General features: G+C 69.7%; 27 protein-coding genes. 12 read left to right on the top strand and 15 right to left on the bottom strand.

Features of this window, described 5'->3' with window-relative positions; genetic code table 11:
• Nucleotides 1-79 precede the first annotated feature (79 nt).
• From AB4030_RS07655 to AB4030_RS07640, 4 genes are read right to left on the bottom strand one after another with little or no spacing between them, the layout of a single operon-like run.
• Nucleotides 80-832: an SRPBCC family protein gene (locus AB4030_RS07655; protein ID WP_442278608.1), complete on the bottom strand. Its 753-nt coding sequence runs from the start codon at nt 830-832 to the stop codon at nt 80-82.
• Nucleotides 833-839: 7 nt separating this feature from the next.
• A complete protein-coding gene (locus tag AB4030_RS07650) occupies nt 840-1,697 on the bottom strand; it encodes an FAD binding domain-containing protein (RefSeq protein WP_442278607.1) in 858 nt (285 codons plus the stop codon).
• Nucleotides 1,694-4,177: a xanthine dehydrogenase family protein molybdopterin-binding subunit gene (locus tag AB4030_RS07645; RefSeq protein ID WP_442278606.1), complete on the bottom strand. Its 2,484-nt coding sequence runs from the start codon at nt 4,175-4,177 to the stop codon at nt 1,694-1,696. The genes AB4030_RS07650 and AB4030_RS07645 overlap by 4 nt, the downstream gene beginning before the upstream one ends.
• Nucleotides 4,174-4,665, bottom strand: coding sequence for a (2Fe-2S)-binding protein (locus AB4030_RS07640; protein WP_442278605.1), 492 nt, complete (start codon nt 4,663-4,665; stop codon nt 4,174-4,176). The genes AB4030_RS07645 and AB4030_RS07640 overlap by 4 nt, the downstream gene beginning before the upstream one ends.
• Before the next feature lie 132 nt (nt 4,666-4,797).
• Between AB4030_RS07640 and mgrA the strand changes: the two genes are divergently transcribed.
• Complete coding sequence (gene mgrA / locus AB4030_RS07635; RefSeq protein WP_442278604.1) at nt 4,798-5,841, top strand: L-glyceraldehyde 3-phosphate reductase; 1,044 nt, start codon at nt 4,798-4,800, stop codon at nt 5,839-5,841.
• 133 nt (nt 5,842-5,974) lie between these two features.
• On the opposite strand, the gene AB4030_RS07630 is transcribed toward mgrA, so the two are convergent.
• Together AB4030_RS07630 and AB4030_RS07625 are read right to left on the bottom strand one after the other, a co-directional pair.
• Nucleotides 5,975-6,544, bottom strand: coding sequence for an NADPH-dependent FMN reductase (locus AB4030_RS07630; RefSeq protein ID WP_442278603.1), 570 nt, complete (start codon nt 6,542-6,544; stop codon nt 5,975-5,977).
• Nucleotides 6,545-6,616: 72 nt separating this feature from the next.
• Nucleotides 6,617-7,339 carry a FadR/GntR family transcriptional regulator gene (locus AB4030_RS07625; RefSeq protein ID WP_442278602.1) on the bottom strand — a complete coding sequence of 241 codons (723 nt, stop codon included), beginning with the start codon at nt 7,337-7,339 and terminating at the stop codon, nt 6,617-6,619.
• 83 nt (nt 7,340-7,422) lie between these two features.
• On the opposite strand from AB4030_RS07625, the gene AB4030_RS07620 reads away from it, so the two are divergent.
• The gene (locus AB4030_RS07620) at nt 7,423-7,914 is read left to right on the top strand and encodes a PaaI family thioesterase (RefSeq protein ID WP_442278601.1); all 492 of its coding nucleotides are present in this window, start codon (nt 7,423-7,425) and stop codon (nt 7,912-7,914) included.
• 59 nt (nt 7,915-7,973) lie between these two features.
• Here the strand turns inward: AB4030_RS07620 and AB4030_RS07615 are convergent, their stop codons facing one another.
• From AB4030_RS07615 to AB4030_RS07600, 4 genes are read right to left on the bottom strand one after another with little or no spacing between them, the layout of a single operon-like run.
• Entirely contained in the window at nt 7,974-9,185 is a 1,212-nt protein-coding gene (locus AB4030_RS07615; RefSeq protein WP_442278600.1) for an XdhC family protein, read from the bottom strand.
• Entirely contained in the window at nt 9,178-10,299 is a 1,122-nt protein-coding gene (locus AB4030_RS07610; RefSeq protein WP_442278599.1) for a vWA domain-containing protein, read from the bottom strand. Before AB4030_RS07610 ends, AB4030_RS07615 begins: the two co-directional genes overlap by 8 nt.
• Complete coding sequence (locus tag AB4030_RS07605; protein ID WP_442278598.1) at nt 10,296-11,183, bottom strand: AAA family ATPase; 888 nt, start codon at nt 11,181-11,183, stop codon at nt 10,296-10,298. Before AB4030_RS07605 ends, AB4030_RS07610 begins: the two co-directional genes overlap by 4 nt.
• Nucleotides 11,184-11,231: 48 nt before the next feature.
• A complete protein-coding gene (locus AB4030_RS07600; protein WP_442278597.1) occupies nt 11,232-11,906 on the bottom strand; it encodes a nucleotidyltransferase family protein in 675 nt (224 codons plus the stop codon).
• Nucleotides 11,907-12,060: 154 nt separating this feature from the next.
• Between AB4030_RS07600 and AB4030_RS07595 the strand changes: the two genes are divergently transcribed.
• The 4 genes from AB4030_RS07595 to AB4030_RS07580 are packed head-to-tail and all read left to right on the top strand — an operon-like array spanning nt 12,061 to nt 15,911.
• Nucleotides 12,061-12,912 carry an ABC transporter substrate-binding protein gene (locus AB4030_RS07595; RefSeq protein ID WP_442278596.1) on the top strand — a complete coding sequence of 284 codons (852 nt, stop codon included), beginning with the start codon at nt 12,061-12,063 and terminating at the stop codon, nt 12,910-12,912.
• A gap of 10 nt (nt 12,913-12,922) precedes the next feature.
• Nucleotides 12,923-13,744, top strand: a complete 822-nt coding sequence (locus AB4030_RS07590; protein WP_442278595.1) for an amino acid ABC transporter permease — start codon at nt 12,923-12,925, stop codon at nt 13,742-13,744.
• A complete protein-coding gene (locus AB4030_RS07585; RefSeq protein WP_442278594.1) occupies nt 13,741-14,646 on the top strand; it encodes an amino acid ABC transporter ATP-binding protein in 906 nt (301 codons plus the stop codon). The genes AB4030_RS07590 and AB4030_RS07585 overlap by 4 nt, the downstream gene beginning before the upstream one ends.
• Nucleotides 14,646-15,911: an NAD(P)/FAD-dependent oxidoreductase gene (locus AB4030_RS07580; protein ID WP_442278593.1), complete on the top strand. Its 1,266-nt coding sequence runs from the start codon at nt 14,646-14,648 to the stop codon at nt 15,909-15,911. Before AB4030_RS07585 ends, AB4030_RS07580 begins: the two co-directional genes overlap by 1 nt.
• Nucleotides 15,912-16,297: 386 nt before the next feature.
• Here AB4030_RS07580 and AB4030_RS07575 read toward each other — a convergent pair whose 3' ends face one another.
• Both AB4030_RS07575 and AB4030_RS07570 read right to left on the bottom strand, forming a co-directional pair.
• On the bottom strand, nt 16,298-17,254 hold the full coding sequence (locus tag AB4030_RS07575) for an NAD(P)-dependent alcohol dehydrogenase (RefSeq protein WP_442278592.1): 957 nt from the start codon (nt 17,252-17,254) through the stop codon (nt 16,298-16,300).
• A gap of 74 nt (nt 17,255-17,328) precedes the next feature.
• Entirely contained in the window at nt 17,329-17,613 is a 285-nt protein-coding gene (locus AB4030_RS07570) for an ASCH domain-containing protein (protein WP_442278591.1), read from the bottom strand.
• Nucleotides 17,614-17,921: 308 nt separating this feature from the next.
• Here AB4030_RS07570 and AB4030_RS07565 point away from each other — a divergent pair, with 308 nt between their 5' ends.
• The 6 genes from AB4030_RS07565 (at nt 17,922) to AB4030_RS07540 (ending at nt 20,733) form a co-directional block, all read left to right on the top strand.
• On the top strand, nt 17,922-18,971 hold the full coding sequence (locus AB4030_RS07565; RefSeq protein ID WP_442278590.1) for an alpha/beta fold hydrolase: 1,050 nt from the start codon (nt 17,922-17,924) through the stop codon (nt 18,969-18,971).
• An 81-nt stretch (nt 18,972-19,052) separates the two neighbouring features.
• The gene (gene nrtS / locus AB4030_RS07560) at nt 19,053-19,331 is read left to right on the top strand and encodes a nitrate/nitrite transporter NrtS (protein ID WP_442278589.1); all 279 of its coding nucleotides are present in this window, start codon (nt 19,053-19,055) and stop codon (nt 19,329-19,331) included.
• A gap of 62 nt (nt 19,332-19,393) precedes the next feature.
• Nucleotides 19,394-19,612, top strand: coding sequence for a hypothetical protein (locus tag AB4030_RS07555; protein WP_442278833.1), 219 nt, complete (start codon nt 19,394-19,396; stop codon nt 19,610-19,612).
• Nucleotides 19,570-19,665, top strand: coding sequence for a hypothetical protein (locus AB4030_RS07550; RefSeq protein ID WP_442278588.1), 96 nt, complete (start codon nt 19,570-19,572; stop codon nt 19,663-19,665). The genes AB4030_RS07555 and AB4030_RS07550 overlap by 43 nt, the downstream gene beginning before the upstream one ends.
• Nucleotides 19,662-20,528, top strand: coding sequence for a class I SAM-dependent methyltransferase (locus tag AB4030_RS07545; RefSeq protein ID WP_442278829.1), 867 nt, complete (start codon nt 19,662-19,664; stop codon nt 20,526-20,528). The genes AB4030_RS07550 and AB4030_RS07545 overlap by 4 nt, the downstream gene beginning before the upstream one ends.
• Nucleotides 20,437-20,733, top strand: coding sequence for a hypothetical protein (locus AB4030_RS07540; RefSeq protein WP_442278587.1), 297 nt, complete (start codon nt 20,437-20,439; stop codon nt 20,731-20,733). Before AB4030_RS07545 ends, AB4030_RS07540 begins: the two co-directional genes overlap by 92 nt.
• A gap of 489 nt (nt 20,734-21,222) precedes the next feature.
• Here the strand turns inward: AB4030_RS07540 and AB4030_RS07535 are convergent, their stop codons facing one another.
• Genes AB4030_RS07535 through AB4030_RS07525 form a run of 3 tightly spaced genes read right to left on the bottom strand, consistent with a single transcriptional unit; the run spans nt 21,223 to nt 24,703 of the window.
• Nucleotides 21,223-22,827 carry a glycoside hydrolase family 66 protein gene (locus tag AB4030_RS07535; RefSeq protein WP_442278586.1) on the bottom strand — a complete coding sequence of 535 codons (1,605 nt, stop codon included), beginning with the start codon at nt 22,825-22,827 and terminating at the stop codon, nt 21,223-21,225.
• Nucleotides 22,824-23,912 carry a glycoside hydrolase family 15 protein gene (locus AB4030_RS07530; protein WP_442278585.1) on the bottom strand — a complete coding sequence of 363 codons (1,089 nt, stop codon included), beginning with the start codon at nt 23,910-23,912 and terminating at the stop codon, nt 22,824-22,826. The genes AB4030_RS07535 and AB4030_RS07530 overlap by 4 nt, the downstream gene beginning before the upstream one ends.
• Complete coding sequence (locus AB4030_RS07525) at nt 23,909-24,703, bottom strand: carbohydrate ABC transporter permease (protein WP_442278584.1); 795 nt, start codon at nt 24,701-24,703, stop codon at nt 23,909-23,911. The genes AB4030_RS07530 and AB4030_RS07525 overlap by 4 nt, the downstream gene beginning before the upstream one ends.
• Nucleotides 24,704-24,747 lie beyond the last annotated feature (44 nt).

The raw sequence follows: 24,747 nt of genomic DNA, 5'->3' as shown, positions 1-24,747 counted from the left end.
ACGAGAAGCCGATCGAAAGAGCAATCCGTCCCCTCTGATGGGGGACGGATTGCTCTTTCGATTGAGCGTGCGGGGGCGGTCAGCCGCCGCTGCTGCTGCCGCGGCCGATGAGCCAACCGATGACGATCCCGATGGCGGTGGCGACCGCATAGCCGGCGTAGCGCTGGATGAGCACCGGCATGACGGTCGAGCCGAGGTCGAGCGGTGCATCCTCCTCGAGGTCGGCCGGGACCCGGCGCGGCGGATGAGCCTCGTGCGCCGCCGCCGCCGGGGCGGCGGGTCTCGGCGCGCCCGTGTCCGCGGCGAGCGCGTCGGAGCCCGTCTCGACGTAGGCGGTCGAGGCGGCCGCGGCCACCGGCACCTCCGGCTCCGGTGCGGCCGCAGGTCCCGTCAGCTGCTTCTCGATGCAGGCGACGAAGGCCTGGAGCAGCTTGTCCGAGACGTCCTGCATGACGCCGCGGCCGAACTGCGCCGGCTTGCCGGTGACGGCGAGGTCGGTGACGACGTCGGCCCGGGCGCCACCACCACCGCCGTCGGGGCTCAGGGTGATGGAGACCGTGGCCCCGGCCGTGCCGTTGCCGCGCTTGTCCTTGCCCTTGGCCTCGATGACGGCGTGGTGCGCCGCGTCGTCACGCTCGACGAACGCGCCCGACCCGGTGTAGACGAGGGCGATCGGCCCGAGCTTGACCTTGACCGTGCCGGAGAAGGTGTCGTCGGTCACCTCCGTCACGGTCGCCCCGGGGAAGCACCCGCCGACGCGTTCGAGGTCCATGAACAGGGCCCAGGCGTCGTCGACCGAGGTCGGCACGGTGAAGGAGTGCGTCAGCTCCATCCGGCGATCACGCTCCTGCCGCGGCGAGGACCGCGCGCCGCGTCAGCACCGTGGCGAGGTGCTTGCGGTAGTCGGAGTCGCCGTTGAGGTCCGAGGGCGGGTTGGTGCCCTCGGCCACCGACGCGACCGCCGCCCGGACGGCCTCGTCGGTCGCGGGTTGCCCGACGAGGGCCTCCTCGACCGAGCGAGCCCGCAGAGGGGTCGAGCCCATGTTGGTCAGGCCGACGCGTGCCTCGGCGATCGAGCCGCCTTCGCTGCGCACCGTTGCCGCCACGCCGACGATCGACCACTGGTGGCTGACGCGGACGAACTTCTCGTAGTGCGACCCCCAGCCGGTGTGCTTCGGGACGCGGATCTGCGTCAGCAGCTCACCCTCCCCGACGGCCGTCGTGAAGAGGTCCTCAAAGAAGTCCTCCGCCGCCACGGTGCGGGTCGAGCCGTCCGTGCCGGCGATGACGAGCTCGGCCCCCAGGGCAAGCGCCGGCGCACCGACATCACCCGCAGGGTCGGCGTGCACCAGGGCGCCGCCGATGGTGCCGCGGTGCCGGATCTGCGGGTCGGCGACGGTCTGGATCGCCTTGGACAGCAGGCCCGCATGGGTGGACACGGCCTCGGAGGCCAGGACGGCGGCATACGTCGTCATGGCGCCGATGACGAGGTGGTCACCCTCCTCGGAGATGCCCTGGAGCTCGGCGATCCGGCCGAGGTCGATGACGACGCCGGGTGCGTTGAGGCGCATCCGCAGGATCGGCAGCAGCGACTGGCCGCCGGCGAGCACCTTGGCGTCGTCGCCATGCTCGGCAAGTGCCGCCACGGCCTCCTGGACGGTGGAGGGGGCGAGGTAGTCGAACTGGGCGGGGATCATGCCTGGCTCCCTTCACTGGCCGCACCGGGATCCTGGTTGGGCGCCCCTTCATCGAAGTGCGGCGCGGCCTCACGCTCGCCCTCGTGCGAGACGGGGTGGCCGGCCTGGATGGCCTTCCACACCCGCTCCGGCGTGCACGGCATGACGATGTCGTCGACGCCGAAAGGACGCACCGCGTCGACGATCGCGTTGACGACCGCCGGTGTCGAGGCGATGGCGCCCGCCTCACCGACTCCCTTGGTGCCCAAGGTGTTGTAGGTCGACGGCGACGTCGTGTGGTCGGTGACGAAGCTGATCGTGTCGGCCGACGTCGGCAGGGTGTAGTCGACGAACGAGCCGGTCACGAGGGTGCCCTGCTCGTCGTACTCCGCCCCCTCCCAGAGGGCCTGGGCGATGCCCTGGACGAGGCCGCCGTGCACCTGGCCCTCGACGATGAGCGGGTTGATGATGACGCCGATGTCGTCGACGCAGACGTACTTGCGCATCGTCGTGGCCCCGGTCTCGGTGTCGACCTCCATGGCGCACAGGTGGGTGCCGTGCGGGAAGGAGAAGTTGTCGGGGTCGAACGTCGCGTCGGCGTCGATCGTCGGCTCCACGCCTTCGGGGAAGTTGTGGCCGGTCCACGTCGCGAGGGCGATCTCGGCCATGCCGATGCCCTTGTCGGTGCCCTTGACGCCGAAGCGGCCGGCCGTGAACTCCAGGTCGTCGGCGCTGGCCTCGAGCAGGTGCGCGGCGACGACCTTGGCCTTCTCGATGACCTTGTCGGCGGCCCGGACGACGGCCTCGGCGCCCACGACGAGGGAGCGCGAACCGTAGGTGTCCATGCCCTTGGGCGCGATCTGCGTGTCGCCGTGCAGCACCTCGACGTCCTCGAACGGGACCCCGAGCCGGTCGGCGACGATCTGGCTCCATGCCGTCTCGTGGCCCTGGCCGTGCGGTGAGACACCGGTGATGACCTCGACCTTGCCGGTCGCGAGCATGCGGATGCTGGCGCTCTCCCAGCCGCCGGCGCCGTAGTTGAGGGCGCCGAGGATGCGTGACGGGGCGAGACCGCACATCTCGGTGAACGTCGAGATGCCGATGCCGAGCTGGACCGGGTCGTTGCTCTCGCGCCGGCGCTGCTGCTCGGCGCGCAGCTCGTCGTAGCCGAAGAGCTCCTTCGCCTTGGCGGTCGCCGCCTCGTAGTTGCCGGAGTCGTACGTCATGCCGGCGACCGAGGTGAACGGGAACTCGTCGTGCGTGATCCAGTTCTGCTGGCGGACCTCGAGCGGGTCACGACCGAGCTCGGCGGCGAGCTCGTCCATCATCCGCTCGATGGCGTAGGTCGCCTCGGGCCGACCGGCCCCGCGGTAGGCGTCGACCCACGTCTTGTTGGTCAGCAGCGTCCGCACGGTGAAGTGGTAGGCCGCGAACTTGTAGATGGAGTTGTACATCCACGCGCCGAGCACGGGGACGCCACCGCCGACGACGCCGACGTAGGCACCCAGGTCGGCGAGCAGCTCGACCTTGAGGCCGGTGACGGTGCCGTCCTTGCGGGCGCTGAGCGTCAGCTTCTGCCACTGGTCGCGGCCGTGGTGGCCCGAGAGCAGCGACTCCGACCGGGTCTCGGTGTACTTGCACGGCTTGCCCAGCCGGCGGGCCACGGCGATGGTCGCGAACTCCTCCGGCGTCGTCTGGAGCTTGCCGCCGAAACCGCCGCCCACGTCGGGCGCGATGATCCGCACCTTCGACTCGGGGATGCCGGTCGTCGCGGCGACGAGGAAGCGCAGGATGTGCGGCACCTGCGTCGAGCTCCACACCGTCATCTGCTCACCGGTCGGGTCGCACACCGTCGAGCGCGGCTCCATGAAGGCGGGGATGAGCCGCTGCTGACGGAACTCGCGCTCGATGACGATGCCGCCGTCACGGGCCTTGGCGATCTCGTCCTCGACGTCGGTGCCCGACCCCTGCGCCGCGGAGTCGAGGGTCCAGACGGCGGAGGTGTTGGTGCCGAGGTCGGGGTGCGCGAGCACCTCGTCCTTGACGGCCTCCTTGAGGTCGAGGACGGCCGGCAGCTCGTCGTAGTCGACGTCGACGAGCTCGGCGGCGTCGCGGGCCTCGGCCGCAGTGCGGGCCGCGACGACGGCGACGATCTCGCCGGCGCACGCGACGTGGTCGACGACGACGGGCAGGTGGTTCGGGGTCTTCTGCTCGTTGTTGAGCGGCCACGCGTTGGCGACGGCGCCCTGGACGTCCTTGATGTCGGCGCCGGTGACGACGGCGATGACACCCGGCGCAGCCTTGGCCTCGTCGGTGTTGATCGCCGTCACGGTGGCATGGGCGAAGGGGCTGCGCACCATGGCGAGGTGCAGCATGCCGGGCAGCTGGATGTTGTCGGTCCAGCGCGTCCGGCCGGTGATGAGGCGCTGGTCCTCCTTGCGGGTGCGCGCCTTGCCGATCTCGCCCGACGGCGTGTCAGCGCGGTCCTCGGTGATGGTCATGAGGACACCGCCTGCGAGCCGGCGCCGCTCATCGCGCCGGCCGCCTGCTGCACGGCCTTGACGATGTTGTGGTAGCCGGTGCAGCGGCAGAGGTTGCCCTCGAGACCCTCGCGGATCTCCTGCTCACTGGGGTCGGGGTTGTCCTTGAGGACGTCGCACGCCTGCATGATCATGCCGGGAGTGCAGTAGCCGCACTGGAGGGCGTGGCACTCGTGGAAGGCCTGCTGAACCGGGTGGAGCTCGCCATCCTTGGCGAGCCCCTCGATCGTCGTCACCTCGTGGCCGTCCGCCTGGACGGCGAGGACGTTGCACGACTTCACGCTCGTGCCGTCGAGGTGCACGGTGCAGGCACCGCAGTTGCTCGTGTCGCACCCCACGACGGTTCCGGTCTTGCCGAGGCTCTCGCGAAGATACTGGACCAAAAGGGTCCTGGGCTCGACCTCGTCGGAGTAGCTCACCCCGTCGACGGTCACATTGATACGGGTCATGCTTGTCGGTCCTCCTGCCACGCTGCAGTTGACATCGTTGACTTCCCCACGCGCAGTCTTTGTCACAAGTGACGAGTGCACAAGGGCTTCCCCGGATTCGAGGGCCCGAGCGAAGGGGGCAGACTGGGGCGCATGACTCTTCACGCCGACGACTACCAGGCCTCGCGCAGCCGCTACGACTCGATGACCTACCGCCGCACCGGCCGATCGGGCCTCGACCTGCCCGCCGTCTCGCTCGGGCTGTGGCACAACTTCGGTGACGACGTGCCCCTCGACCGCCAGCGCGCGACGCTGCGCCGCGCCTTCGACCTCGGCGTCACGCACTTCGACCTCGCCAACAACTACGGCCCGCCCTACGGCAGCGCCGAGCGCAACTTCGGCGCCATCTACGCGCAGGACTTCAAGCGCTACCGCGACGAGCTGATCCTCTCGACGAAGGCCGGCTACGACATGTGGCCCGGCCCCTACGGCCAGGGCGGCGGCAGCCGCAAGTACGTCCTGTCCTCGCTCGACCAGTCGCTGCAGCGGATGGGCGTCGACTACGTCGACATCTTCTACTCCCACCGTTTCGACGAGACGACGCCGCTCGAGGAGACGATGGGCGCGCTCGACACCGCCGTTCGTCAGGGCAAGGCGTTGTATGCCGGCATCTCCTCCTACTCGGGTCCGCGCACTCGCGAGGCCGTCGAGATCCTGCGGTCGCTCGGCACGCCGCTGCTCATCCACCAGCCGAGCTACTCGATGCTCAACCGCTGGGTCGAGGAGGACCTGCTCGACGTGCTCGGTGAGGAGGGCGTCGGCTGCATCGCGTTCAGCCCGCTCGCCCAGGGCATGCTCACCGACAAGTACCTCGACGGGGTGCCGGAGGGCTCCCGCGCGGCGCAGGACAAGTCCCTGTCGACCGACCTGCTGACCGAGCAGAACCTGACACACATCCGCGCCCTCAACGGCATGGCGAAGGAGCGCGGCCAGTCCCTCGCGCAGATGGCGCTCGCGTGGATCCTTCGGGACCAGCGCGTCACGTCGGTGCTCGTCGGCGCGTCGTCTGTCGGCCAGCTCGAGAACAGCCTCGGCTCGCTCGACAACCTCGAGTTCTCGCAGGAGGAGCTCGACCAGATCGACCAGCACGCCGTCGAGGGCGGCATCAACCTCTGGAAGACCTCGAGCGCCCACTGACCCCGGGCGCCACGCAACACACCCGGTAACAGTCAGCCGACGACGGTTGCAACCGCGCCGCGCTGACCCTTACCGGGTGTGTTGCCGGATGGCGGGCGTCGGCCGTAGCCGGCCGGACGTCGGCGGTCGGGTGTCAGTCGCGGGGCAGGACGGTGAGGACCCGCTCGATGTGGTCGCGGAACTCCCGCATGAAGTCGGACAGGAAGGTCGCGGTCGAGTCGTCGGTGACCTCGCCGTCGTCCGTGATCAGGCCGGGCCGGAGGCTGATGTAGGCCTCGGGCGCGGTCATCTGGCGGGCGTTGCAGAAGCTGAGAACGCCGCGCAGGCTCTGCTGGGCGAGCGCCGTGCCGATCTGGCCCGGCGAGGCGCCGATGACGGCCGCCGGCATGTGGTTGAAGGAGTTCTGACCCCACGGGCGGGACGCCCAGTCGATGGCGTTCTTCAGGGCGCCCGGGATGGAGCGGTTGTACTCCGGGGTGACGAAGAGGACGGCCGACGCCCGGCCGATGGCCTCCTTGAGGGCGCGCGCCGCCGGAGGGTAGTCGGCGTCGAAGTCCGGGCTGTAGAGCGGGAGGTCACCGATGGGGATCTCGGTGAACTGGAGGTCCGCCGGTGCCAGCTTGATCAGGGCCCGGCTCAGGATTCGGTTGATCGAGGTCGATGACAGGCTGCCCACGAAGTAGCCGACCTGGTACGTGCTCACGTTGTCCTCCTCGGGCGGGAAAGTCCTTGGCGCACCTCGTACCCTCCTCCCCCGCGCCGACGATGTCGACCGTCAGGCGCCCCGGGTCACCGGGTCGAGGGTGCGCCCGGAGTCGGTGAGCGAGGCCCACACGTCGACCGCCTGGGTGAGGATCGCGTCGGCGAGGCGAGCGGCCAGGTCGGCGTCGCGGGCGGCTATGGCGGCGGCGAGCGGCGCGTGCGCCACGAGGTCGGACCGGTCACCGGCGAGCAGGGCGTCCATGACCTCGGGGCAGCTGTTTATGGCCATGACGAGCGAGTTGAGTGCGAGCCGGAAGGCGAGGTTGCCGCTCGCCTCGACGACCTCGAGCCAGAAGTGCCGGTCGGCGTCGCCGTGGTCGTCGAGGTCGTATGCCCCCGCTGCCGCCATGATGCGGACCCTCGCCGCGTCGGACGCCCGGGTCGCGGCGACGCGGGCCGCCTCGACGCCGATGCAGCGGCGCATCTCGAGGCCGTCGCGCAGGATCATCGGGTCGAGTCCCTCGCCGGATCGCGCGAGGTGAGCGAGCAGGTCGAGGCCGGCGCTGCTGCGGACGTCGAGGACCACTGCGCCGCCGCCGTGGACGACCCTGACGAAGCCAGCGGCCTCGAGGCGCTGGAGGGCCTCGCGGACCGCGTCCCGGTTGATGCCGAGGGAGACGGCGAGCTCGCCCTCGGACGGCAGCGCGTCACCGGCAGCGAACCGCCCGGTGAGCACGGCGTCGCGCAGCTCGACGAAGACCTCGTCGGACTCGCCCCGGTCTCCGCGCTTCCTCACGACGACGAGGATGACACCGGCGCCTCGACTCATCAAGAGGTTCGACCAGTTCTGTCACGCGCGGCGTTTAGTAGCGTGACCCCATGGCGGACCTCGCACCCGACGCCGACGAGGCGCTCAGCATCCAGGAGTGGCTCTACCCGAACCTCCCGTGCTTCGGCTGCGGGCCGGCCAACGACAAGGGCCTGCGGCTCAGGAGCTACCCGATCGGAGACGGGTGGGCCGGTGGCGTCACGGCCTCGTTCACGCCGTGGCCCGAGCACGACAACGGCGTCGGCTACCTCAACGGCGGCATCATCGGCACGGTCCTCGACTGCCACAGCGCCGCGGCCGTCATGCTCGAGGCGAAGCGCCGCGGGTGGCCGGCCCTGCCGGGGGCAGACCTCGCCTACGTCACGGCCGGGCTCGACGTGCGATTCCTGCGCCCGGCCCCGCTGCACGACACCGTGGAGCTGCACGCCGTGGTCACCGCGGCGGACGAGCCGCAGATCACCGTGGCGGCCGTGCTGCGCTTCGACGGCAAGGTGCGCGCAGAGGCGACCGCCGTCTGGAAGCGGTGGCGCCCGCGGACCTGACCCACCCCGATCGAAAGAGCGATCCGTCCGCGCGCGTGCCGGACGGATCGCTCTTTCGATCATTCGGGGGTGGTGTCGTGGGCGGGATGGTGGTGGTGGATCGGCCCCTCGGTGGCGGCGAGCCGCTCACCCGCACCGCCCCAGCGCAGGGCGATGATCTCGGCCGCGATCGAGACGGCGGTCTCCTCGGGCGTGCGCGCCCCGAGGTCGAGCCCGATCGGTGAGCTCATCCGGGACAGCTCGTCGTCGGTGAGTCCGGCCTCGCGCAGCCGGTCGAGCCGGTTCTCGTGGGTGCGCCGCGACCCCATGGCGCCGATGTAGGCGACGTCCGGCAGGCGCAGCGCCACCTCGAGCAGCGGCACGTCGAACTTCGGGTCGTGGGTCAGCACCGCGATGACGGTCCGGCTGTCGATGCGCCCCTCGTCGACCTCGTTCTGGAGGTAGTCGTGCGGCCACTTTACGATGACCTCGTCGGCGCCGGGGAAGCGCGTCTTCGTCGCGAAGACGGGGCGCGCGTCGCACACGGTGACGTAGTAGCCGAGGAAGCCGCCGACCCGCGCGACGGCAGCGGCGAAGTCGATGGCGCCGAAGACGAGCATCCGCGGCTTCGGCGCGTGCGCCGCCACGAAGACCCGCATCCCCTCGCCACGACGCTCCCCGTCGGGACCGTAGGTGAGGATGGCCGAGCGGCCTTGCGCGAGAAGCCCCCTCGCGTCGTCGCGGACGGCGTCGTCCGCACGTCCGCTGCCGAGCGAGCCGAGGACGGATGCCGACCCACGGGGGGCTCCGCCCCCCGTGCTCCCCCCGGCCCGTTCGGTGGCCTCGTCGACTTCCTCGGGGTGCACGACGACGCGCCGACCGACCCACGACGGCTCGGGGTGCTCGATGACGGTGACGACGGCGACGGCCCGACCGGCGGCGATGTCGGCGGCGACCTCGCCGAGCTCGGGGAAGGTGTCGCGTGAGACCTTCTCGACGAAGACGTCGAGGATGCCCCCGCAGGTCAGGCCCACGGCATACGCCTCGTCGTCGCTGACGCCGTAGCGCTGGAGCACGGGGTGGCCCGACTCGACGACCTCCTGGGCCAGCTCGTAGACGGCGCCCTCGACGCAGCCGCCCGAGACGGAGCCGACGGCCTCCCCGCCGGGGCCGACGAGCATCGAGGCGCCGGCCTGTCGCGGCGCCGAGCGCCACGTGCCGACGACGGTGCCGACGCCGACGGTCTCGCCCGCCGACCACCATTGCATCAGCTCGTCCATCACCTCACGCACGGGCCACCACCTCGATCAGCTCCTCGAACGTCGCGAGCGAGTGCCCCGCGACGAAGTCGTCGATGTGCGGCAGGGCCGCGACGATCCCTTGCTGCACCGGCGCGTAGCCGGCCTTCCCGCGGTGCGGGTTGACCCACACGATCCGGTGCGAGAGGGCGGCGAGCCGGCGCATCTGCTCGCCGAGCATCTCCGGTCCTTCGCGTTCCCAGCCGTCGGAGAAGACAACGACGACAGAGCCGCGGGCCATACCCCGCCGGCCCCAGCGGTCCAGGAACGCGCCGATGGAGTCGCCGAGGCGGGTGCCGCCGGACCAGTCGGGGACCACGCGTCCGGCGGCGGCGAGCGCCCGGTCGGGGTCGCGCTCGGCGAGGGCACGAGTCACGTGGGTCAGGCGCGTGCCCATGGTGAAGACCTCGACGTGGGGCACCGTGCGCACGAAGACGTGGGCGAGGCGGAGGAGGCTGTCGGCATACGCGCTCATCGACCCGGAGACGTCGATGAGCAGGACGATGCGGCGCGGGCGGGTGCCGCGGCGGCGGTGGTGGACGCGGCCCGGCTCGCCCATCCGGCGCAGCTGCTCGCGCAAGGTGGCCGGTCCGTCGATGGCGCCGCTCCGCGCCCGCACGTGGCGGCGGGCGCGGCGCAGCGGTGAGCGCGGGTCGAGACCGGCGAACATCCGTGCGGCAGCGGCGCGGTCGGCCGCGTTGAGGGTCGCGACGTCGCGGTGGCGCAGCACCTCCTGCGCGCTCGCGCGGGCCTGGACGCTGTCGGTGTCGCCGTCCCCGGCCTCGCCTTCGCCGCTGTCGAGCGGGGCCTGGCTCACCGGCGGGCGCTGGATGTCGACGCGCTGCCCCTTCGGGATGGACTCGCCGCCGAACCAGCGCTCGAAGAGCTCGTCGTAGGCCGGGAAGTCGGCCGGGGTGCTCGTCAGCGTGGCGCGGCCGGCCCAGTAGACGCCGGTGCGCTCGCCCATCCCGACGGTGGCCGCGGCGACGAGGAAGGTGCGCTCGCGGTCGGCGGTGACGTGGAGGCCGGCGGCGCGCAGGGCGCGGGCGAAGCCGAGGAGCAGCTCGTCGACGTCGGGCTCGGGAGGTGGCTGGAGCTCGACGGTCATGCGGTGAGCAGCTTGTCGAGCGAGGCGCGGATCCTCTCGGAGTCCTCGCGGTACTTCAGGGCGGCGCCGAGGGTGGCGGCGGCGACCTCGGCGTCGAGGCGGGTGGCGCCGACGGTCTCGAGCGCGCGCGCCCAGTCGAGCGTCTCGGCGACGCCCGGGGGCTTGATGAGCTCGCCCGAGCTGCGCAGCCGCTGGACGAGGGTGACGACCTGCTCGGCGAGCGCGGCGCTGACCTCGGGCAGGCGGGTGCGCACGATCTCGAGCTCGCGGGCCAGTCCCGGGTGGTCGATCCAGTGGTAGAGGCAGCGGCGCTTGAGGGCGTCGTGCAGCTCGCGGGTGCGGTTGGAGGTCAGCACGACGATCGGGGGCGTGGCGGCACTGATGGTGCCGAGCTCGGGGATCGTCACCTGCCACGTGGAGAGCACCTCGAGCAGGAAGGCCTCGAACTCGTCGTCGGCGCGGTCGATCTCGTCGATGAGCAGGACGCACGGGGCTTCACGGAGAGCCTGCAGCACGGGGCGGGCGAGGAGGAAGCGCTCGTCGAAGAGCTCGGCCTCCAGCGCTTTGGCGTCGTGGTGCTCGTCGCGGCTCAGGGCCTCGACGGTGCGCAGGTGGAGGATCTGGCGCGGGAAGTCCCAGTCGTAGAGGGCCTGCGTCGCGTCGATGCCCTCGTAGCACTGGAGGCGGATGAGCTTGAGGTCGAGCGCTTGGGCGAGGCCCTCGGCGAGCGCCGTCTTGCCGGTGCCGGGCTCGCCCTCGAGCAGGATCGGCCGGTTCAGCCGGCTCGCGAGGAAGGTCACCGTCGCGAGCGCCTCGTCGGCGAGGTAGCCCGTGCCGCCCAGGGCGGTCGTGACGTCGTCGGCACTGGTGAACAGGTGATCCATCCCCTGAGCATCACTCATGAACCGGGCTTGGGGAAGCGGAGGGCCTTTTCAGCGGGACGTGTCGAGGTCGCCCGGGGTGTCGGCGTCGCGTCCCGTCGCGAGGTCGCCGCACTCGACGAGCTCGTGCGGGTGCGCGCGGTAGTAGTGCCGGGCGCCGTGGTCGCCGACGGCCATCGCGACGACGCCCTCCCAGTGCTCGCGCCCGATGAGCGCGGGGTGCCCCGGGTGGTGGTCGTATGCCGCCCGCCGCAGCACCCGACGCAGCGCGGGCTCGTCCTCCTGGCGCGGCACGTCGAGCACCCGGGCGACGACGTCCGGGGTGAGGTCGGGCAGGTCGACGAGGGTCACGAGCACGGCGTCGACGCGCGCCTCGCCCTCGTGGCTCGCGCGGGCCAGCGCGGTCAGGCCGGACCGGAGGCTCGCGCCCATCCCCTCGTCCCAGTCGTGGCAGGTGACGACATCGATGTCCCGACCGAGGGCCGTCACGATGGCGGTGACCTCCTGGCCGGCAGCCCCGACGACGACGGTGATCCCGGCGCAGCCGCCGTCGTGCAACAGCCGGACGGCGCCCTCGACGAGGGTCGGGTCGTTCGGGTGACGGCGGATGAGGGCCTTGGGGCCGCCCATCCGTCGGCCGGCGCCGGCGGCGAGGACGAGACCACGCACGTGCGGGGCCCGCCCGTGAACCGAAGCCGGGTGGGGCGCGTTCTCACTCTCGCTCACCTGCGGAACGTACCCCGCGGACGCAGCCCCGGCGGGCTTCCCGTGACGCCTCGAGGATCTCAGGACCCGGGGGAGGCTCAGCCGCTCGCCTGTCCCATGGAGTCGCCGACGCTCTGTAGTCTCGCCACCAACCGTCAATTCTGGAGGAATGCAGATGTCGCAGCTCAGGTCTCCCCTTCTCGGCTACGCGGCCGTCGTCTCCCTCACGGCCCTCGCCCTCGCCGCCTGCGGCTCGAACTCGAGCGGCAGCACTGGTGGAAGCAACCCCTCCGGTGGGCCCCAGCTCGTCAGCTCGGACGCCCTGACGGTGTGCACGCACCTGTCCTACAAGCCGTTCGAGTTCAAGGACAGCTCGGGCAACGTCGTCGGCTTCGACATGGACCTCGCGCAGAACGCCGCGAAGCAGCTGGGGCAGTCCAAGGTCACCATCGTCGACATCGACTTCGCCTCGCAGACCTCCGGCGCAGTGTTCGCCGCGAAGAAGTGCGACATGGCGATGGGCGCGGTCACCATCAACGACAAGCGGAAGCAGTCCGTGGCCTTCTCGACCCCCTACTTCAGCGCGACGCAGGCCCTGCTCGCGAAGAAGTCCTCCAACGTCACCGACCTGTCGTCTCTCAAGGGCAAGAAGGTCGGTGTCCAGACCGACACGACGGGACAGGCCTACGCCGAGAAGAACAAGGACGCCAACGGCTACGAGACCGTCGTCTTCGACGACCTGCCCACCGAGATCGCCGGCGTCCAGTCCGGCCGGGTCGACGCCGCCATCAACGACAACGGCCCACTCCTCGACTTCGCCAAGTCCAACCCGGACTTCGCGGTGGTCAAGGAGTTCGACACCGGCGAGCAGTACGGCTTCCTCTTCCAGAAGGACGATGCCAACGCCGCCAAGATCAAGGACGCCTTCAACGCGGCCCTCAAGAAGTCGATCCAGGACGGGTCCTACAAGGACAGCTACAAGAAGTGGTTCGGCTCGGACCCGGCCGTGATGCCGACCGTGTCGTGAGGACACTGCCATGACGTCCCCTGCAGCAGCGGGGCGAGCGCGGAGGCTCTCACCCCGCAAGCGGGCCCAGCGCATCCGGTGGGTGCAGTACGCCGTCCTCGTCGCCGCCGTCGCCCTGCTCATAGCGGTCGCAGACCTCCGCCAGATCCAGAAGGTCTTCTTCCGGGGTGACCTGATCGTCGACACCCTGACCCAGGGACTCGGCCGCGCGCTCTTCAACACTGTCATCTATGCGCTGGGCGCCTTCGTCCTGGGCCTGGTGCTCGGGACGGTCCTCGCCCTCATGCGCCTGTCGTCCGTCGGCCCCTACCGTTGGATCGCGACGGTCTACATCGAGTTCTTCCGAGGGTTGCCGGCCATCATCGTGCTCCTGGCTTTCGGGCTGCTCCCGCTGGCCTTCCCGGGCCTGGAGATCCCGTTCGGCATCTACGGGACGGTGTGGAGCGCGCTCGGCATCGTCGCGGCGGCCTACATGGCCGAGACGATCCGCGCCGGCATCCAGGCCGTGCCGAAGGGGCAGGTCGAGGCAGCCCGGTCGCTCGGCATGCCGGCCGGCGCCGCGACGCGCAAGATCGTGCTCCCCCAGGCGTTCCGGATCGTCACGCCGCCGTTGACGAACGAGCTCATCCTCGTCGTCAAGGACAGCTCCCTCGCCTACATCATCGGACTGTCCGCGACGTCCTTCGACCTGACGAAGTACGGCCGGGACCTCGCCAACACGAACGCGAATCTCACCCCGCTCGTCATCGCGGGTCTCTGCTACCTCCTCATCACGCTGCCGCTCACCTTCGCGGTCAGGCGCATGGAAGCGAAGTCGGCGAGGGCACGATGACGGCGAACCAGACCCCCACGCATACGACCTCCTCGGACGGCGAGGCTGTCGTCGTCGAGATCACGGACCTGCGCAAGTCGTTCGGGTCGGTCGAGGTCCTGACCAACATCACGACGACGATCAAGCAGGGCGAGGTGGTCTGCGTCATCGGCCCCTCCGGCTCGGGGAAGTCGACGCTGCTGCGCTGCATCAACCTGCTCGAAGAGCCGAGCGGCGGCACGGTGCTCGTCGACGGGATCGATGTCACCGACCCCGACTGCGACATCGACCGGGTGCGCAGCAAGATGGGGATGGTCTTCCAGCAGTTCAACCTCTTCTCGCACCTGACCGTGCTCGACAACTGCACGGTCGCGCAGCAGGTCGTCCACAAGCGGGGCAAGGCCGAGGCCGAGAAGATCGCGAGGGCCAACCTCGACAAGGTGGGGCTCGCGGGCCGGACCGACGCCTTCCCTGCCCAGCTGTCAGGCGGGCAGCAGCAGCGCGTCGCGATCGCCAGGGCGCTCTCGATGGAGCCGGAGCTCATGCTCTTCGACGAGCCGACGTCTGCGCTCGACCCCGAGCTCGTCGGCGAGGTCCTGGCGGTCATGCGACGGCTGGCGTCCGAGGGCATGACGATGATCGTGGTGACGCACGAGATGGCGTTCGCGCGCGAGGTCGCCGACCGCGTCATCTTCATGGACGGCGGCGTCATCGTCGAGGAGGGGCACCCCGACCGCGTCATCGGCGACCCGCAGCACCGTCGGACCCGGACGTTCCTCAAGCGGGTCCTCGACCCCACGCACGTCGACCCGGACGTCGACGAGGACCCCGGCGACGAGCGGCGCTCCCAGATCAGGGAGGCCGAGCTCTCGGCGCGGGCGCAGCCCCACGTGCCCGACGACATCAAGGAGCAGCGGTTCTGATGCCGGGTCCGACGGGGGACGTCGCCGTCGTCGGTGCTGGGCTGATCGGTCTCTTCAGCGCGCACTACCTGCTCGAACGTGGGTATGCCGTCACGGTCGTCGAGGCGGGCGGGCTCGGCGGGGGTGCGGCTCGCGTCAACGGGGGCTGGGTCTGTCCGGCACGCAGCGACCCGCTGCCGTCGTGGGGTGTCGTCCGCGACGGGATGCGTTCGCTCACCTCGCCGGGGAGCGGCAGCTTCTTCTTGCGCGCGAGGGCGCTCCCGCGGGTGGCGGGCTACCTCGCGCGGTTCCTCGCGAGCTCGGGCGAGGGCCGGTTCGTCCGCTCCTGGGACGAGCTCGACGTGCTGAACGGTCGGACAGCCGGGCTCGTGGACAAGCTCGTGGAGGCCGGGATCATCGACGACTTGCAGGACGAGGGCTTCCTCATGCTGCACTCGACCCGTTCGGAGGCCGAGGTGTCACGGGCGTCCCTGCTCGCGGTCTCGCGGCGCGGGCTCTGTCCGGCGCCCGATCCGATCGTGGGACGGCAGGCGCTTGTCGAGCTCGAGCCGGGGCTCGGTGAGGCATCGCAGTTCGGGTTCGTCCACCGAGGTGACCGGTGGCTGGATCCGTCGCGGTTGGTGGATCGCCTTGCCGCCTCGCTGAGTTCGCGAGGTGCACGTTTCGCGACCGGCACGCCGGTCCGGGCGGTGCGACAGCGCGGGACCCGGGTCGAGCTCGCGACCCCCTCTGGCGTGGTGGAGGCCAGCCATGCCGTCGTCGCGGCGGGCGCCTGGTCCGAGCAGCTGCTCCGGCCGCTCGGGATCCGGGGTTACGTGACCCCGGGCAAGGGCTACAGCTTCACGATCCATCCCGAGCACCCACCGACGCACGTACTCCGCCTCGGCGACACGCACGTCGGGGTGACCCCCATGGGTGACCGGACGCGGCTGGTCGGCATGGTCGAGTTCGACGGCACCCCGGACGGCCTGAACGCCGGGCGCATCGACGTCATGAAGCGCAAAGCCGCGCCCTACCTGTCCGGGATCGACTGGCGTGCCAGCACGGACGAGCAGGCCGGACCTCGCCCCATGACGCCCGACGGCAAGCCGCTCATCGGCTGCGCGCCGGGAGCCGAACGCATCGTCGTGGCGACCGGGCACAACATGCTCGGACTCAGCCTCGCCGCCCCCACTGCGTCACTGGTGGCCGAACTCGTCGCGCGTGGCCCAGCCGCTTCGCTCCCGGCCTTCGACCCGATGCGTTTCACCCGACGACACCGTTAGGACGCGTGTCGTTCCGACGCCTGGCGTCGAGGAAGAGCAGCACACCGAAGGGAGGCGCAGGACCGCCCGGCCATGCCGGCAACTGCAACGGGCTGACGTCATACGCCGCGATCCGCAAGCCTTCGGCACCAGCTTCGTCCGACCCCACAGCGGCGTCCCACCGCCTCGATGCGGTGCGTGACGAAGTCGCTCCCTTCCGCCGCGTAAGCGACTGCTGTGGAATCCACTTCGTCTGCGCATGTCGACTGGACCACGGCAATGCTCGCCCATCTCGGTTCACACCGGCCTGCCCATCTTCCCAGGTGTCAGCAGGCCACAGCAGCGCCCACATCGCGCGCTGAGGCGCGGCAGCCAGGGCAGATTCAGACTGCCGAAGCGTACCGGCGTCAGGTTGGGGTGATGACGACCTTGCCGAGGGCGCGGCCCTGCCCGACGCGGGCCAGCGCTTCCGGTACCTCTTCGAGCGGGTAGGTGCGGTCGATGTGAATGCCCACCTGCCCGGCGACGCACAGATCGGTCAACGGCTGGAAGTGGGCCGGACCCGGCTGCACGACCATCACCCCGATGCGGCGGCCCGTGATCATCCCCGCCGTCGCGCCGATCGTGAGCACCCGCAGCAGCGCTCGGACGGACCCGCCCACGCACCGGTACCAGCCGCCGGGAGCGAGCGCGCGACGGTAGGCGAACACCGACCGCTGGGCCACGAGGTCCAGGATGAGGTCGTACGGCTCGTGGCCCCGGGTGAAGTCATCGTGGCGGTAGTCGATCACCTCATCGGCGCCGAGGGTCCGCATGAACTCCAGCTTGTGGGCGTTGTCGACGCCGGTGACGTGCGCACCTGAGCGCTTGGCCAGCTGGATGGCGAAGGAACCCGAGCCACCGCCCGCACCGTTGATGAGCACTCGGCGCCCGCTCGAGGCGCGGACCGTGCCCTGCAGCGCGATCGCGCCGGCCTGCGGGATCGTCGAGGCCTCGGCGAAGGTCAGCTCCGGCGGCTTGAGAGCCAGGGCCGACGCGGGTGCCACCGAGTACTCGGCGAAGCCGCCCATCAGCGCCAGGTTGTCGCCGTAGACCTCCTCACCCGGCTGGAATCGAGTGACGCCGTGGCCGACGGCCTCGACAAGCCCGGCGATGTCCGAGCCAAGCGTGCGACGTCGCGGCGTGCGCAGCCCACCCAGGCGCGCGTACCCGGGCGAGCCACGCAAGGCCTCCCAGTCGCTGAGGTTGATCGACGTGGCCGCAATCTTCACCAGGACCTGCCCGGCAGCAGGGGACGGAGTCGGGACGTCCTGGACACGCAACACCCCGGGGCCCCCGTAGCGCTCGTAGACGACTGCCCTCATGCCCCCTCCAATGCGGCCATGCCTCGATCCTGTCAGGTCTGCTCGAAGGGCGTGCGTCACTCCGCCCCCTGTCGCTACACGACATGGAACTCGACTCTGTGAACGAGGGTGTCGTCGGCGATCGGCCCAGAGTGGGCCGCCCGGTCCCGAAGGGCCTCAAGATCAGCCTCGCCTGATGCGGCCAAGTCGTCTTCGGTCACAGCCGAGAACGGCAGCACATCGAGGGACTCGATTTCGATGACGACGCCAGCAGTCTGGTAGCGGCCCCCCACCTTGACTTGCGGCCTGCTCCATAGCCTGATCGAGACCGTGATTTCGCCACATGCAACCCGGTCGCGAAGGTCTCGACTGAACATCATCCCAATACGCTAAACCCGCTAAAACCGCCTGCAGGTGCTCGTCGATGTGGCCCCTTCCGCCGCCAAGGTCGCCGGCGCGCGAGCTCCTCCGGCCCACTTCGAGACCTCATCGGCGAAGCGCATCCTCAGCGTCCAGACTGACCGGGATCGGCCAGCTACCCGGGCCGGATGACGGCACGACGTCCTTCGGGTGCCGCTCGCGTGCATGCGCCGCCGTCAAGCGCAGGTATCCGTGGTTCCTGCCGGGCCCGGGCTCTATCGTTGACGGGAGGCTGTCTCGGCGGCCTCGCGGGCTGGAGTGCTGGATGATGAAGCCGGAGACGCAATACGCGAAGAGCGATGGGGTCAGCGTCGCCTACCAGGTCGTGGGTGACGGGTCGCATGACCTGATCCTGGTGCCGGGCTTCGTCTCTCATGTCGAGGTGGCGTGGGAGCAGCCGCGGTTGGCTCACTTCCTGAGCCGACTGGCCTCGTTCTCGCGGCTGATCGTGTTCGACAAGCGGGGTTCCGGCATGTCCGACCCCGTTGACCGCCCGCCGTCGATGGAGCAGCGGATGGACGACATCCGCGCTGTCATGGATGCCGCCGGATCGCGCCGTGCCACCCTGTTCGGCGTATCGGAAGGCGGCACACTCAGCCTGCTGTTCGCCCACAAGCACCCGGAGCGGACGCGGGCGCTGGTCCTGTACGGGTCGTGGGCACGTCGCCTTGCCGGACCCGACTACCCCTACGGCCCCTCCGCTGAGCAGCTCGAGGACACCATCGTCGGGATGGACCGGGCGTGGGCGTCGGGCACGTGGTGGGATGGTGGCCGCCCGAGTCCAGCCGACGATGCGCAGCATCGCGCGTGGTGGGCGCGGTACCTGCGGATGGCGGCGAGCCCGGCCATGGCGCAGAACGCCATCCGGATGAACATGCGGATGGACGTCCGGGACCTGCTCCCGAAGGTCGAGCAGCCGGCCCTGATCTTGCACCGGGCAGGTGACACGTGGATCGAGGTGGGCCACGCGCGGTACCTCGCTGAGCACCTTCCCGGAGCCCGTTACGTCGAGCTGTCCGGAACTGACCACCGGCCTTGGCTCGGCGACGTCGACGCGATCGCTGATGAGGTCGAGATCTTCGTGACCGGTCGAAAGAGCCGTCCGAGGCGGCGGACCAGTCTGGGGGTCGATGCGTTGAGCCGACGCGAACGCGAGGTGGCTCTGCTCGCCTCCCGCGGCGAGACGGCCAGCGCGATCGCCGGCCAGCTCGGTGTGAGCAAGCGCACCGTGGAGAGTCACCTCGTCAACGTCTACGAAAAGCTCGAGATCGGTTCGAAGACGGAACTGGTGCGCCGGGCCGCCGAGCTCGGAATCTAGCAAAGTCCCGTATCTATACGGAGGTATCTCTGACCGTCCCTGCCTACTTTGATCGACAACCCCAGATCGAGGGAGGTCGAGATGAACGAGTCAGGGTCAACGTGGTCCACGCCGCGTGAACTGCTGTCGGTGGCCTTTTCGCGACGGCAGCTCAAGCGGACGGTTTCCGTCATGTTGATTGTCGGAACCGCGTTCTTCGCGATGAACCAGCTCGGCGTCATCCTGGCTGGGCGCGCGACCGTCCTGGTCTGGGTGAAGGCCGTTCTGACCTACCTGACTCCGTTTTGCGTCTCGAACTTCGGCCTCTTGTCGGCCACCCGCAGAACTGTGCACCGCTCGCGTTCAACCCAAACCGGTTGAGAGCGGCGAACTCCTCACCCACACCAGAGCAATGATGCCAAGAGCAGGAAAGGAAGAAGGACATGAACGAGGCGAGAATGACCGAATTCGTCGAGAAAGCCATCTGCGATGTCGGAGCCCTGCTCGGCGGTTCGTTGGTCGTCATCGGCGACAAGCTCGGCCTGTACCGCGCGATGGCCGGGCCGGTTGGCTCAGCCCGGCGGACCTGGCCGGCCGCACCGGCACCGCCGAGCGGTACGTGCGCGAGTGGTCGAGCGCACAAGCGGCACGCGGCTACCTGATGTACGACGGTGACGGCCGGTTCCTGCTCCCCGATGAACACGCCATCCCCTGACCGATGAGACCAGCCCAGCCTGCGTCATCGGAGCCTTCGAGATCGCCGTCGGATCGGTCTACGCGACGGACACGATCGCCGAGCGGTTCCGGACCGGCAAGGGCTTCTCCTGGGGCGACCACGACGCCCACGTCCTCGGCGGCTGCGAACGGTTCTTCCGGCCCGGCTACCTCAACAACCTGGCCAATGCCTGGATCCTCGCGCTCGACGGTGTCGAGGCCAAGCTCAGGGCCGGCGCCCACGTCGCCGACGTCGGATGCGGACACGGTGCGTCCACGTTGCTCCTCGCGCAGGAGTACCCGGCCTCGAGCATCGTCGGTTTCGATGCGCACGAAGGGTCGATCGAGGCAGCGCGGAAGCGTGCCGCAGACGCAGGACTGGCCGATCGGGTTCGCTTCGAGGTCGCCTCCGCCGCGACGTTCGAAGGGGCCTTCGATCTCGTCTGCTTCTTCGACTGCCTGCACGACATGGGCGACCCGGCCGGTGCATGTGCCCACACCCGCGATCATCTGGCGCCGGGCGGGACCCTCATGCTCATCGAGCCGTTCGCCAATGATGACCTCAGCGACAACCTCAACCCGGTCGGCGCCGCCTACTACGGGTTCTCGACACTGCTCTGCACTCCGAGCTCGTTGTCGCAGGACGTGGGTGCCGCGCTTGGTGCGCAAGCGGGGGAGTCCAGACTGCGTGAAATCGTTGTCGGCGCGGGTTCTCGACTTTCCGACGGGTGGCCGAGACGCCGTTCAACGTCGTGCTGGAGGCGAGAGCATCGTGAAGTTTGCCCAGACGATCAACTTCAGGTCGGGTCGGATCGCAGACTTCGACCACTATCTCGATGCCTGGATGGCCAGGACCGAAGGTGATCGGATCCCGCACCGCGCCGTGTTGACAAAGGACCGGGACGCCGACGACCAGTACACGCTCTTGGTGGTGTTCGCGTCGCACGAGCAGGCTATGAAGAACTCCAACCGCCCCCAGACCGCGGAGTTTGCCGCGTTCCTGGCCGGGATTTGCGAGGGTGCGCCAACCTTTCGCAACCTCGACGTGCTGCGCGAAGTAGAGCTGTAGACCTGCTGGCACCGGCGCTGGTGCGCCCTCTCCGTGGCACCCAGGAGTTCAGTCCTTGCCAAGCGGTCCGGTCCCCGCGGTGGACGCCCGCGACAAAGGGACCGCGCTCGACTCGGAATGGCGCGTCATCCCGCCGCGTGTTGGACACTGTCAACCCCGTCCTTCAATCCCTGAATCTTGCTGTTGCCGTCTGCGTTCAGGAGCCAGACTTCGATGCGTGCGCTACATATCTCGGTAACGATCTCGATGCACGCCCTGGGGTGGTCGGTGAGGTAGCAAGGGGCATCGCTGGCTCGACCTCTCTTGGACACGGAGGACGTCCAAGTCTCGGACCTGCAACAGGGCGAAGGACTTCATCGAGTCAGCCAGGACTCCTTCGTGGTCGCCGTATCGCTACTGACGGAGAGCTCGCCTCTTCGAAAGGAACTCCAGGATGCGAGCGTGGCGACGGCGCACCCCCTTCCCGAGTCTCGACGGGTCGCCCCGCGGTTAGTGGTCGACGACGATGACGGCCCAGGTGTCGAACTCAGGGACGTCGATGACGGCATACTCGCCGTCCAGCGCAAGGTCAACCGGCGAGAACTGAGGACCGTCCATTGGCTGTCCGACTATTGCCGAGGCCGAGGTCGACGCGATCTTGACGCGGACGCGGACGCGGCTGCACAGCCCGATCTGTTGGCGGGGCACGTTCCATTGGCCGTCGTCTTGAGAGCGGAAGTCGATGAGCTGGACGATGGTCCGCCGGCCGAGAGTGCTGACGCGGACCCACACGCTGCCCGGCGATGGGCGGAGCGACGTCGGAGCGCCTTCGACCATGACGTCCTGGTTGATCCCGCCGAACAGGTGACTCGTCCCCTCTCGGATCGAGGGGTCGTAGAGCAGGTCCCCGGCCGCTACCGCGAAGTCGGCGAACTTCCGCAGCACGGCGAGGGCTTCCGCCGTCAAGGTCGCGTAGTTGGGGTAGTACGGATGGACCAGAGCGCCGTCCCGTTCGCCGAAGAGGAGGTACTGCCCACCCTCGGCCCACACCGTCGCGAGTGCGAGCTTGGCGGCACTCACCTCGGCCGGTCCGCAGGCGGCAGCGAATGGCTCGAGGTAGGCGGCCAGGATGACCGGCCGCTCGGGGGCGAGGTCACGGGCTCGGCGCACCAGGTCGACGAGGTCGGCGTGCGTGTCGTGCGGCGACCACACCTCGATGTAGGTGGCGTCCTGCCTGGCCCGGACGGTGGCGCGTGTCGGGTAGTCGTTGACGTTGTTGAAGATCAGGGTGGAGTGCGGCAGTCGGGCACGGACCGCGTCGATGTAGGCGGGGAACGCCTCGGCATAGTCGATGACCACCCCGTCGGAGGCGGTGGCGTGCTTGGGGTCGCCGTACTGGTCCAGGTGCAGGCCGTCGAAGCCCACCTCGTCCACGGCGGCGCCCATCTCGGAGACCAGATGCCGCGACCAGGCCGAGCCGGGCCGCAGGTCGGTGTTCCACAGGAAGTCGCCGAGCATCCAGGGCGAACCGTCCGGGTGGCTGACGAGCTGCTCGGGATGCTCCGCCGCGTACTCCTTGCCCGCCGCGTACACGGCGGCGTACGCGAGCGTCTGGGCGCCGGCTTCGCGCGTGGCCCGGATGAAGTCGCGGACGACGGGCAGCGACAGCTCGCGGCCGAGGGTGTCGACGAACTCGTCGGTGGGTGGCAGGAGGGCGGCGTGCCGGTACATCCAGTCGTAGAACTGGATGTGGGTGAGGTGAAAGGCGCGGAACGAGTCGGCGACCGCGTCGGCGTCGGGCCGGCCGGGCCGGAAGTCGGTGACGAAGCCGTATCGCGGACGCGCGTTCGCGTCGGCGAGGACGTCGAAGGCCGTCCTAGCGACTGACTCGCCGGACCGGACGAGGACGGCATACGCACCGACGTCGAAGCGCCCGAGGGTGAGGCGGTTGCGCCCAGTCGACGTCATGAAGGACTGGGTGTCGACGACCGTGGCGAGTCTGCGCACCTCGACCACGACCTCCCCGGAGGAGGGCGCGTCGAGCAGCAGGACGACGAGAGTGCCCGGGTCGTGGCTGCCGCGTTCGCTCCGGACGTCGAAGGTGCTTGCGGTCATGCCGATCCGATCTCGTGGACGAGGGTGAGGTACATCGCGTGTGACCAGAGCAGCGGGGTCGCAACCGGGCCCCAGCGTTCGAGCCACTCCCCCACACGGGTCGGGTCCTGCGGGTGGTCGATGACCTGCTCGGGCAGGTCGAGCGTCTCGCTGGCCTGGCGCTCGACCCAGCGCAGGCGTTCGTATGCCGTGTCGACCCGACCGGCTGACAGGTGCACCCAGCCGCTCCAGGCCGTCAAGAGCAGCCACTCGCCGCCGCCGTAGTAGGTGTCGCCGAGGTAGCGCAGCACACCGCCGCCGGGAGTGAGCAGCTCGGCCTCGACCCGTGCCGCCGTGCGCGCGAAGACGGGGTCGTGGACGTCGACGACCCCGAACGGGACGGCGATCCACAACAGCGAGGCGTCGACCGCGTTCGTGTCATCGTGCTTGACGAACGAGCCGTCGCTGACGAAGTCGCGCATCAGCACTGAATGGAGGTCGTCCGCGGACCGACGGTAGTGGTCATCGGCGAGAAGGGCCGCGGCGGCGCGCAATCCGGCGACGGAGGCGGCCACGGTCGCGGCGTGCCGCCGGTCGTCGGACTCTTCCCAGCAGTCGTAGCAGGCTCGGTCGCCAGTCGCGACCAGGTAGTCCGCCACCAAGCGGATGGCCTGCCGCTCGGCATCGTCGGGGGTGGCTCCGCGGCGGGCGACATGCTCGGCAAAAGCCCACAGCCAGGTGCCGTAGCCGTCGAGCTGGAAGTTGGGCCAGTTCTCCTCGCCTGACTCCACCGTCCCGTCGAGCTCGAAGCGGGTGGGGAGCATGCCGTCCGCCGGCGTCGTGGCGGCCGAGGCCGTCACGTGCTCGACGTGGCGTGCCATGCCGAGGAGGGTGCGCACGACCCAGGCATGGAACTTCGACGCCGCGGGGCCTCGACCGTGCCGGTCGAGCGCATCAGCGCAGAAACTCCCGTCACGCAGCCAGGCGAACCGGTAGGTGGGGTAGGTGGGGGCTGCGACGAACGCACCTGATGCGGCCTGACCCGACAGCAGCACTTCCACTGCGTGCGAGACCAGCGCGTCGGTCGTGGGGGGGCTGATGGTCATCCCTTGAGGGCTCCTGCCTGGACTCCGGCGACGAACTGGCGCTGGAAGATGATGAACACGATGACGACAGGGAGCACGGCGATGACCGAGGCGGCGAAGACCAGCCCCCACGACGTGGCGTGCTGTCCCTGGAACAGGGCGATGGCGATGGGCAGGGTCCGCTTCTCCGGCGAGTCGATGATCGTCAGCGCCCAGACGAACTCGTCCCACGATCCGAGGAAGGCGAAGATCCCGGCCGTCGCGAGCGCGGGTCGGCACAGCGGGAGGATGAGCGACCAGAAGATGCGGAACGGCCCCGCCCCGTCGATGACCATCGCCTCGTCCAGCTCACGCGGTATCGACGCGATGAAACCCCGCAGCAGGAAGGTGGTGAAGGCCAGCTGCCCGGCGACGTAGAACAGGACGAGCCCGATGCGGGAGTCCAGGACGTGCAGGTCCCGGGCCACGAGGTACTGCGGGATGACGAGCATCATCCCGGGGATCATCAGGGTGGCGACCAGGCCGAGGAAGACGACCCGCTTGCCGACGAACTCGAACCGGGCAAAGGCGTAGGCCATCATCGCGCCCAGGAACAGGACGCCGACGACGGTCGCCACCGAGACGAGCAGGCTGTTGGCGAAGTAGAGGGCGAAGCCGTTGGACGCCAGCGCCTGCTGGTAGTTGGCCGCCGTCGGGTCGTGGGGCAGCAGTCGGGGCGGCACCTCGAGGACGAAGGTCTGCTTCTTGAATGACGTCGACACCATCATGAGGAACGGCACGCAGAACACGAAGGCCCCGAGGGCCAGCACCACATGCCGCCCCGCGAACCCGCCTCGACTACGGAGACTCCGACCGC

The sequence above is a fragment of the Terrabacter sp. 2YAF2 genome (assembly GCF_052114705.1).
Lineage (GTDB): Bacteria > Actinomycetota > Actinomycetes > Actinomycetales > Dermatophilaceae > Terrabacter.
This window is presented reverse-complemented; position numbering and strand designations above follow the sequence as displayed.

What these genes read in the sequence shown, in the direction of transcription:
- AB4030_RS07575 (WP_442278592.1), bottom strand. Translation starts at nt 17,254, where the DNA reads ATGAGGGCAGTCGTCTACGAGCGCTACGGGGGCCCCGGGGTGTTGCGT.
- AB4030_RS07610 (WP_442278599.1), bottom strand. Translation starts at nt 10,299, where the DNA reads ATGACCGTCGAGCTCCAGCCACCTCCCGAGCCCGACGTCGACGAGCTG.
- AB4030_RS07555 (WP_442278833.1), top strand. Translation starts at nt 19,394, where the DNA reads ATGAACGAGGCGAGAATGACCGAATTCGTCGAGAAAGCCATCTGCGAT.
- AB4030_RS07650 (WP_442278607.1), bottom strand. Translation starts at nt 1,697, where the DNA reads ATGATCCCCGCCCAGTTCGACTACCTCGCCCCCTCCACCGTCCAGGAG.
- AB4030_RS07535 (WP_442278586.1), bottom strand. Translation starts at nt 22,827, where the DNA reads ATGACCGCAAGCACCTTCGACGTCCGGAGCGAACGCGGCAGCCACGAC.
- AB4030_RS07640 (WP_442278605.1), bottom strand. Translation starts at nt 4,665, where the DNA reads ATGACCCGTATCAATGTGACCGTCGACGGGGTGAGCTACTCCGACGAG.
- AB4030_RS07580 (WP_442278593.1), top strand. Translation starts at nt 14,646, where the DNA reads ATGCCGGGTCCGACGGGGGACGTCGCCGTCGTCGGTGCTGGGCTGATC.
- AB4030_RS07565 (WP_442278590.1), top strand. Translation starts at nt 17,922, where the DNA reads ATGAAGCCGGAGACGCAATACGCGAAGAGCGATGGGGTCAGCGTCGCC.
- AB4030_RS07595 (WP_442278596.1), top strand. Translation starts at nt 12,061, where the DNA reads ATGTCGCAGCTCAGGTCTCCCCTTCTCGGCTACGCGGCCGTCGTCTCC.
- AB4030_RS07605 (WP_442278598.1), bottom strand. Translation starts at nt 11,183, where the DNA reads ATGGATCACCTGTTCACCAGTGCCGACGACGTCACGACCGCCCTGGGC.
- AB4030_RS07645 (WP_442278606.1), bottom strand. Translation starts at nt 4,177, where the DNA reads ATGACCATCACCGAGGACCGCGCTGACACGCCGTCGGGCGAGATCGGC.
- AB4030_RS07585 (WP_442278594.1), top strand. Translation starts at nt 13,741, where the DNA reads ATGACGGCGAACCAGACCCCCACGCATACGACCTCCTCGGACGGCGAG.
- nrtS (WP_442278589.1), top strand. Translation starts at nt 19,053, where the DNA reads ATGAACGAGTCAGGGTCAACGTGGTCCACGCCGCGTGAACTGCTGTCG.
- mgrA (WP_442278604.1), top strand. Translation starts at nt 4,798, where the DNA reads ATGACTCTTCACGCCGACGACTACCAGGCCTCGCGCAGCCGCTACGAC.
- AB4030_RS07530 (WP_442278585.1), bottom strand. Translation starts at nt 23,912, where the DNA reads ATGACCATCAGCCCCCCCACGACCGACGCGCTGGTCTCGCACGCAGTG.
- AB4030_RS07570 (WP_442278591.1), bottom strand. Translation starts at nt 17,613, where the DNA reads ATGATGTTCAGTCGAGACCTTCGCGACCGGGTTGCATGTGGCGAAATC.
- AB4030_RS07655 (WP_442278608.1), bottom strand. Translation starts at nt 832, where the DNA reads ATGGAGCTGACGCACTCCTTCACCGTGCCGACCTCGGTCGACGACGCC.
- AB4030_RS07590 (WP_442278595.1), top strand. Translation starts at nt 12,923, where the DNA reads ATGACGTCCCCTGCAGCAGCGGGGCGAGCGCGGAGGCTCTCACCCCGC.
- AB4030_RS07620 (WP_442278601.1), top strand. Translation starts at nt 7,423, where the DNA reads ATGGCGGACCTCGCACCCGACGCCGACGAGGCGCTCAGCATCCAGGAG.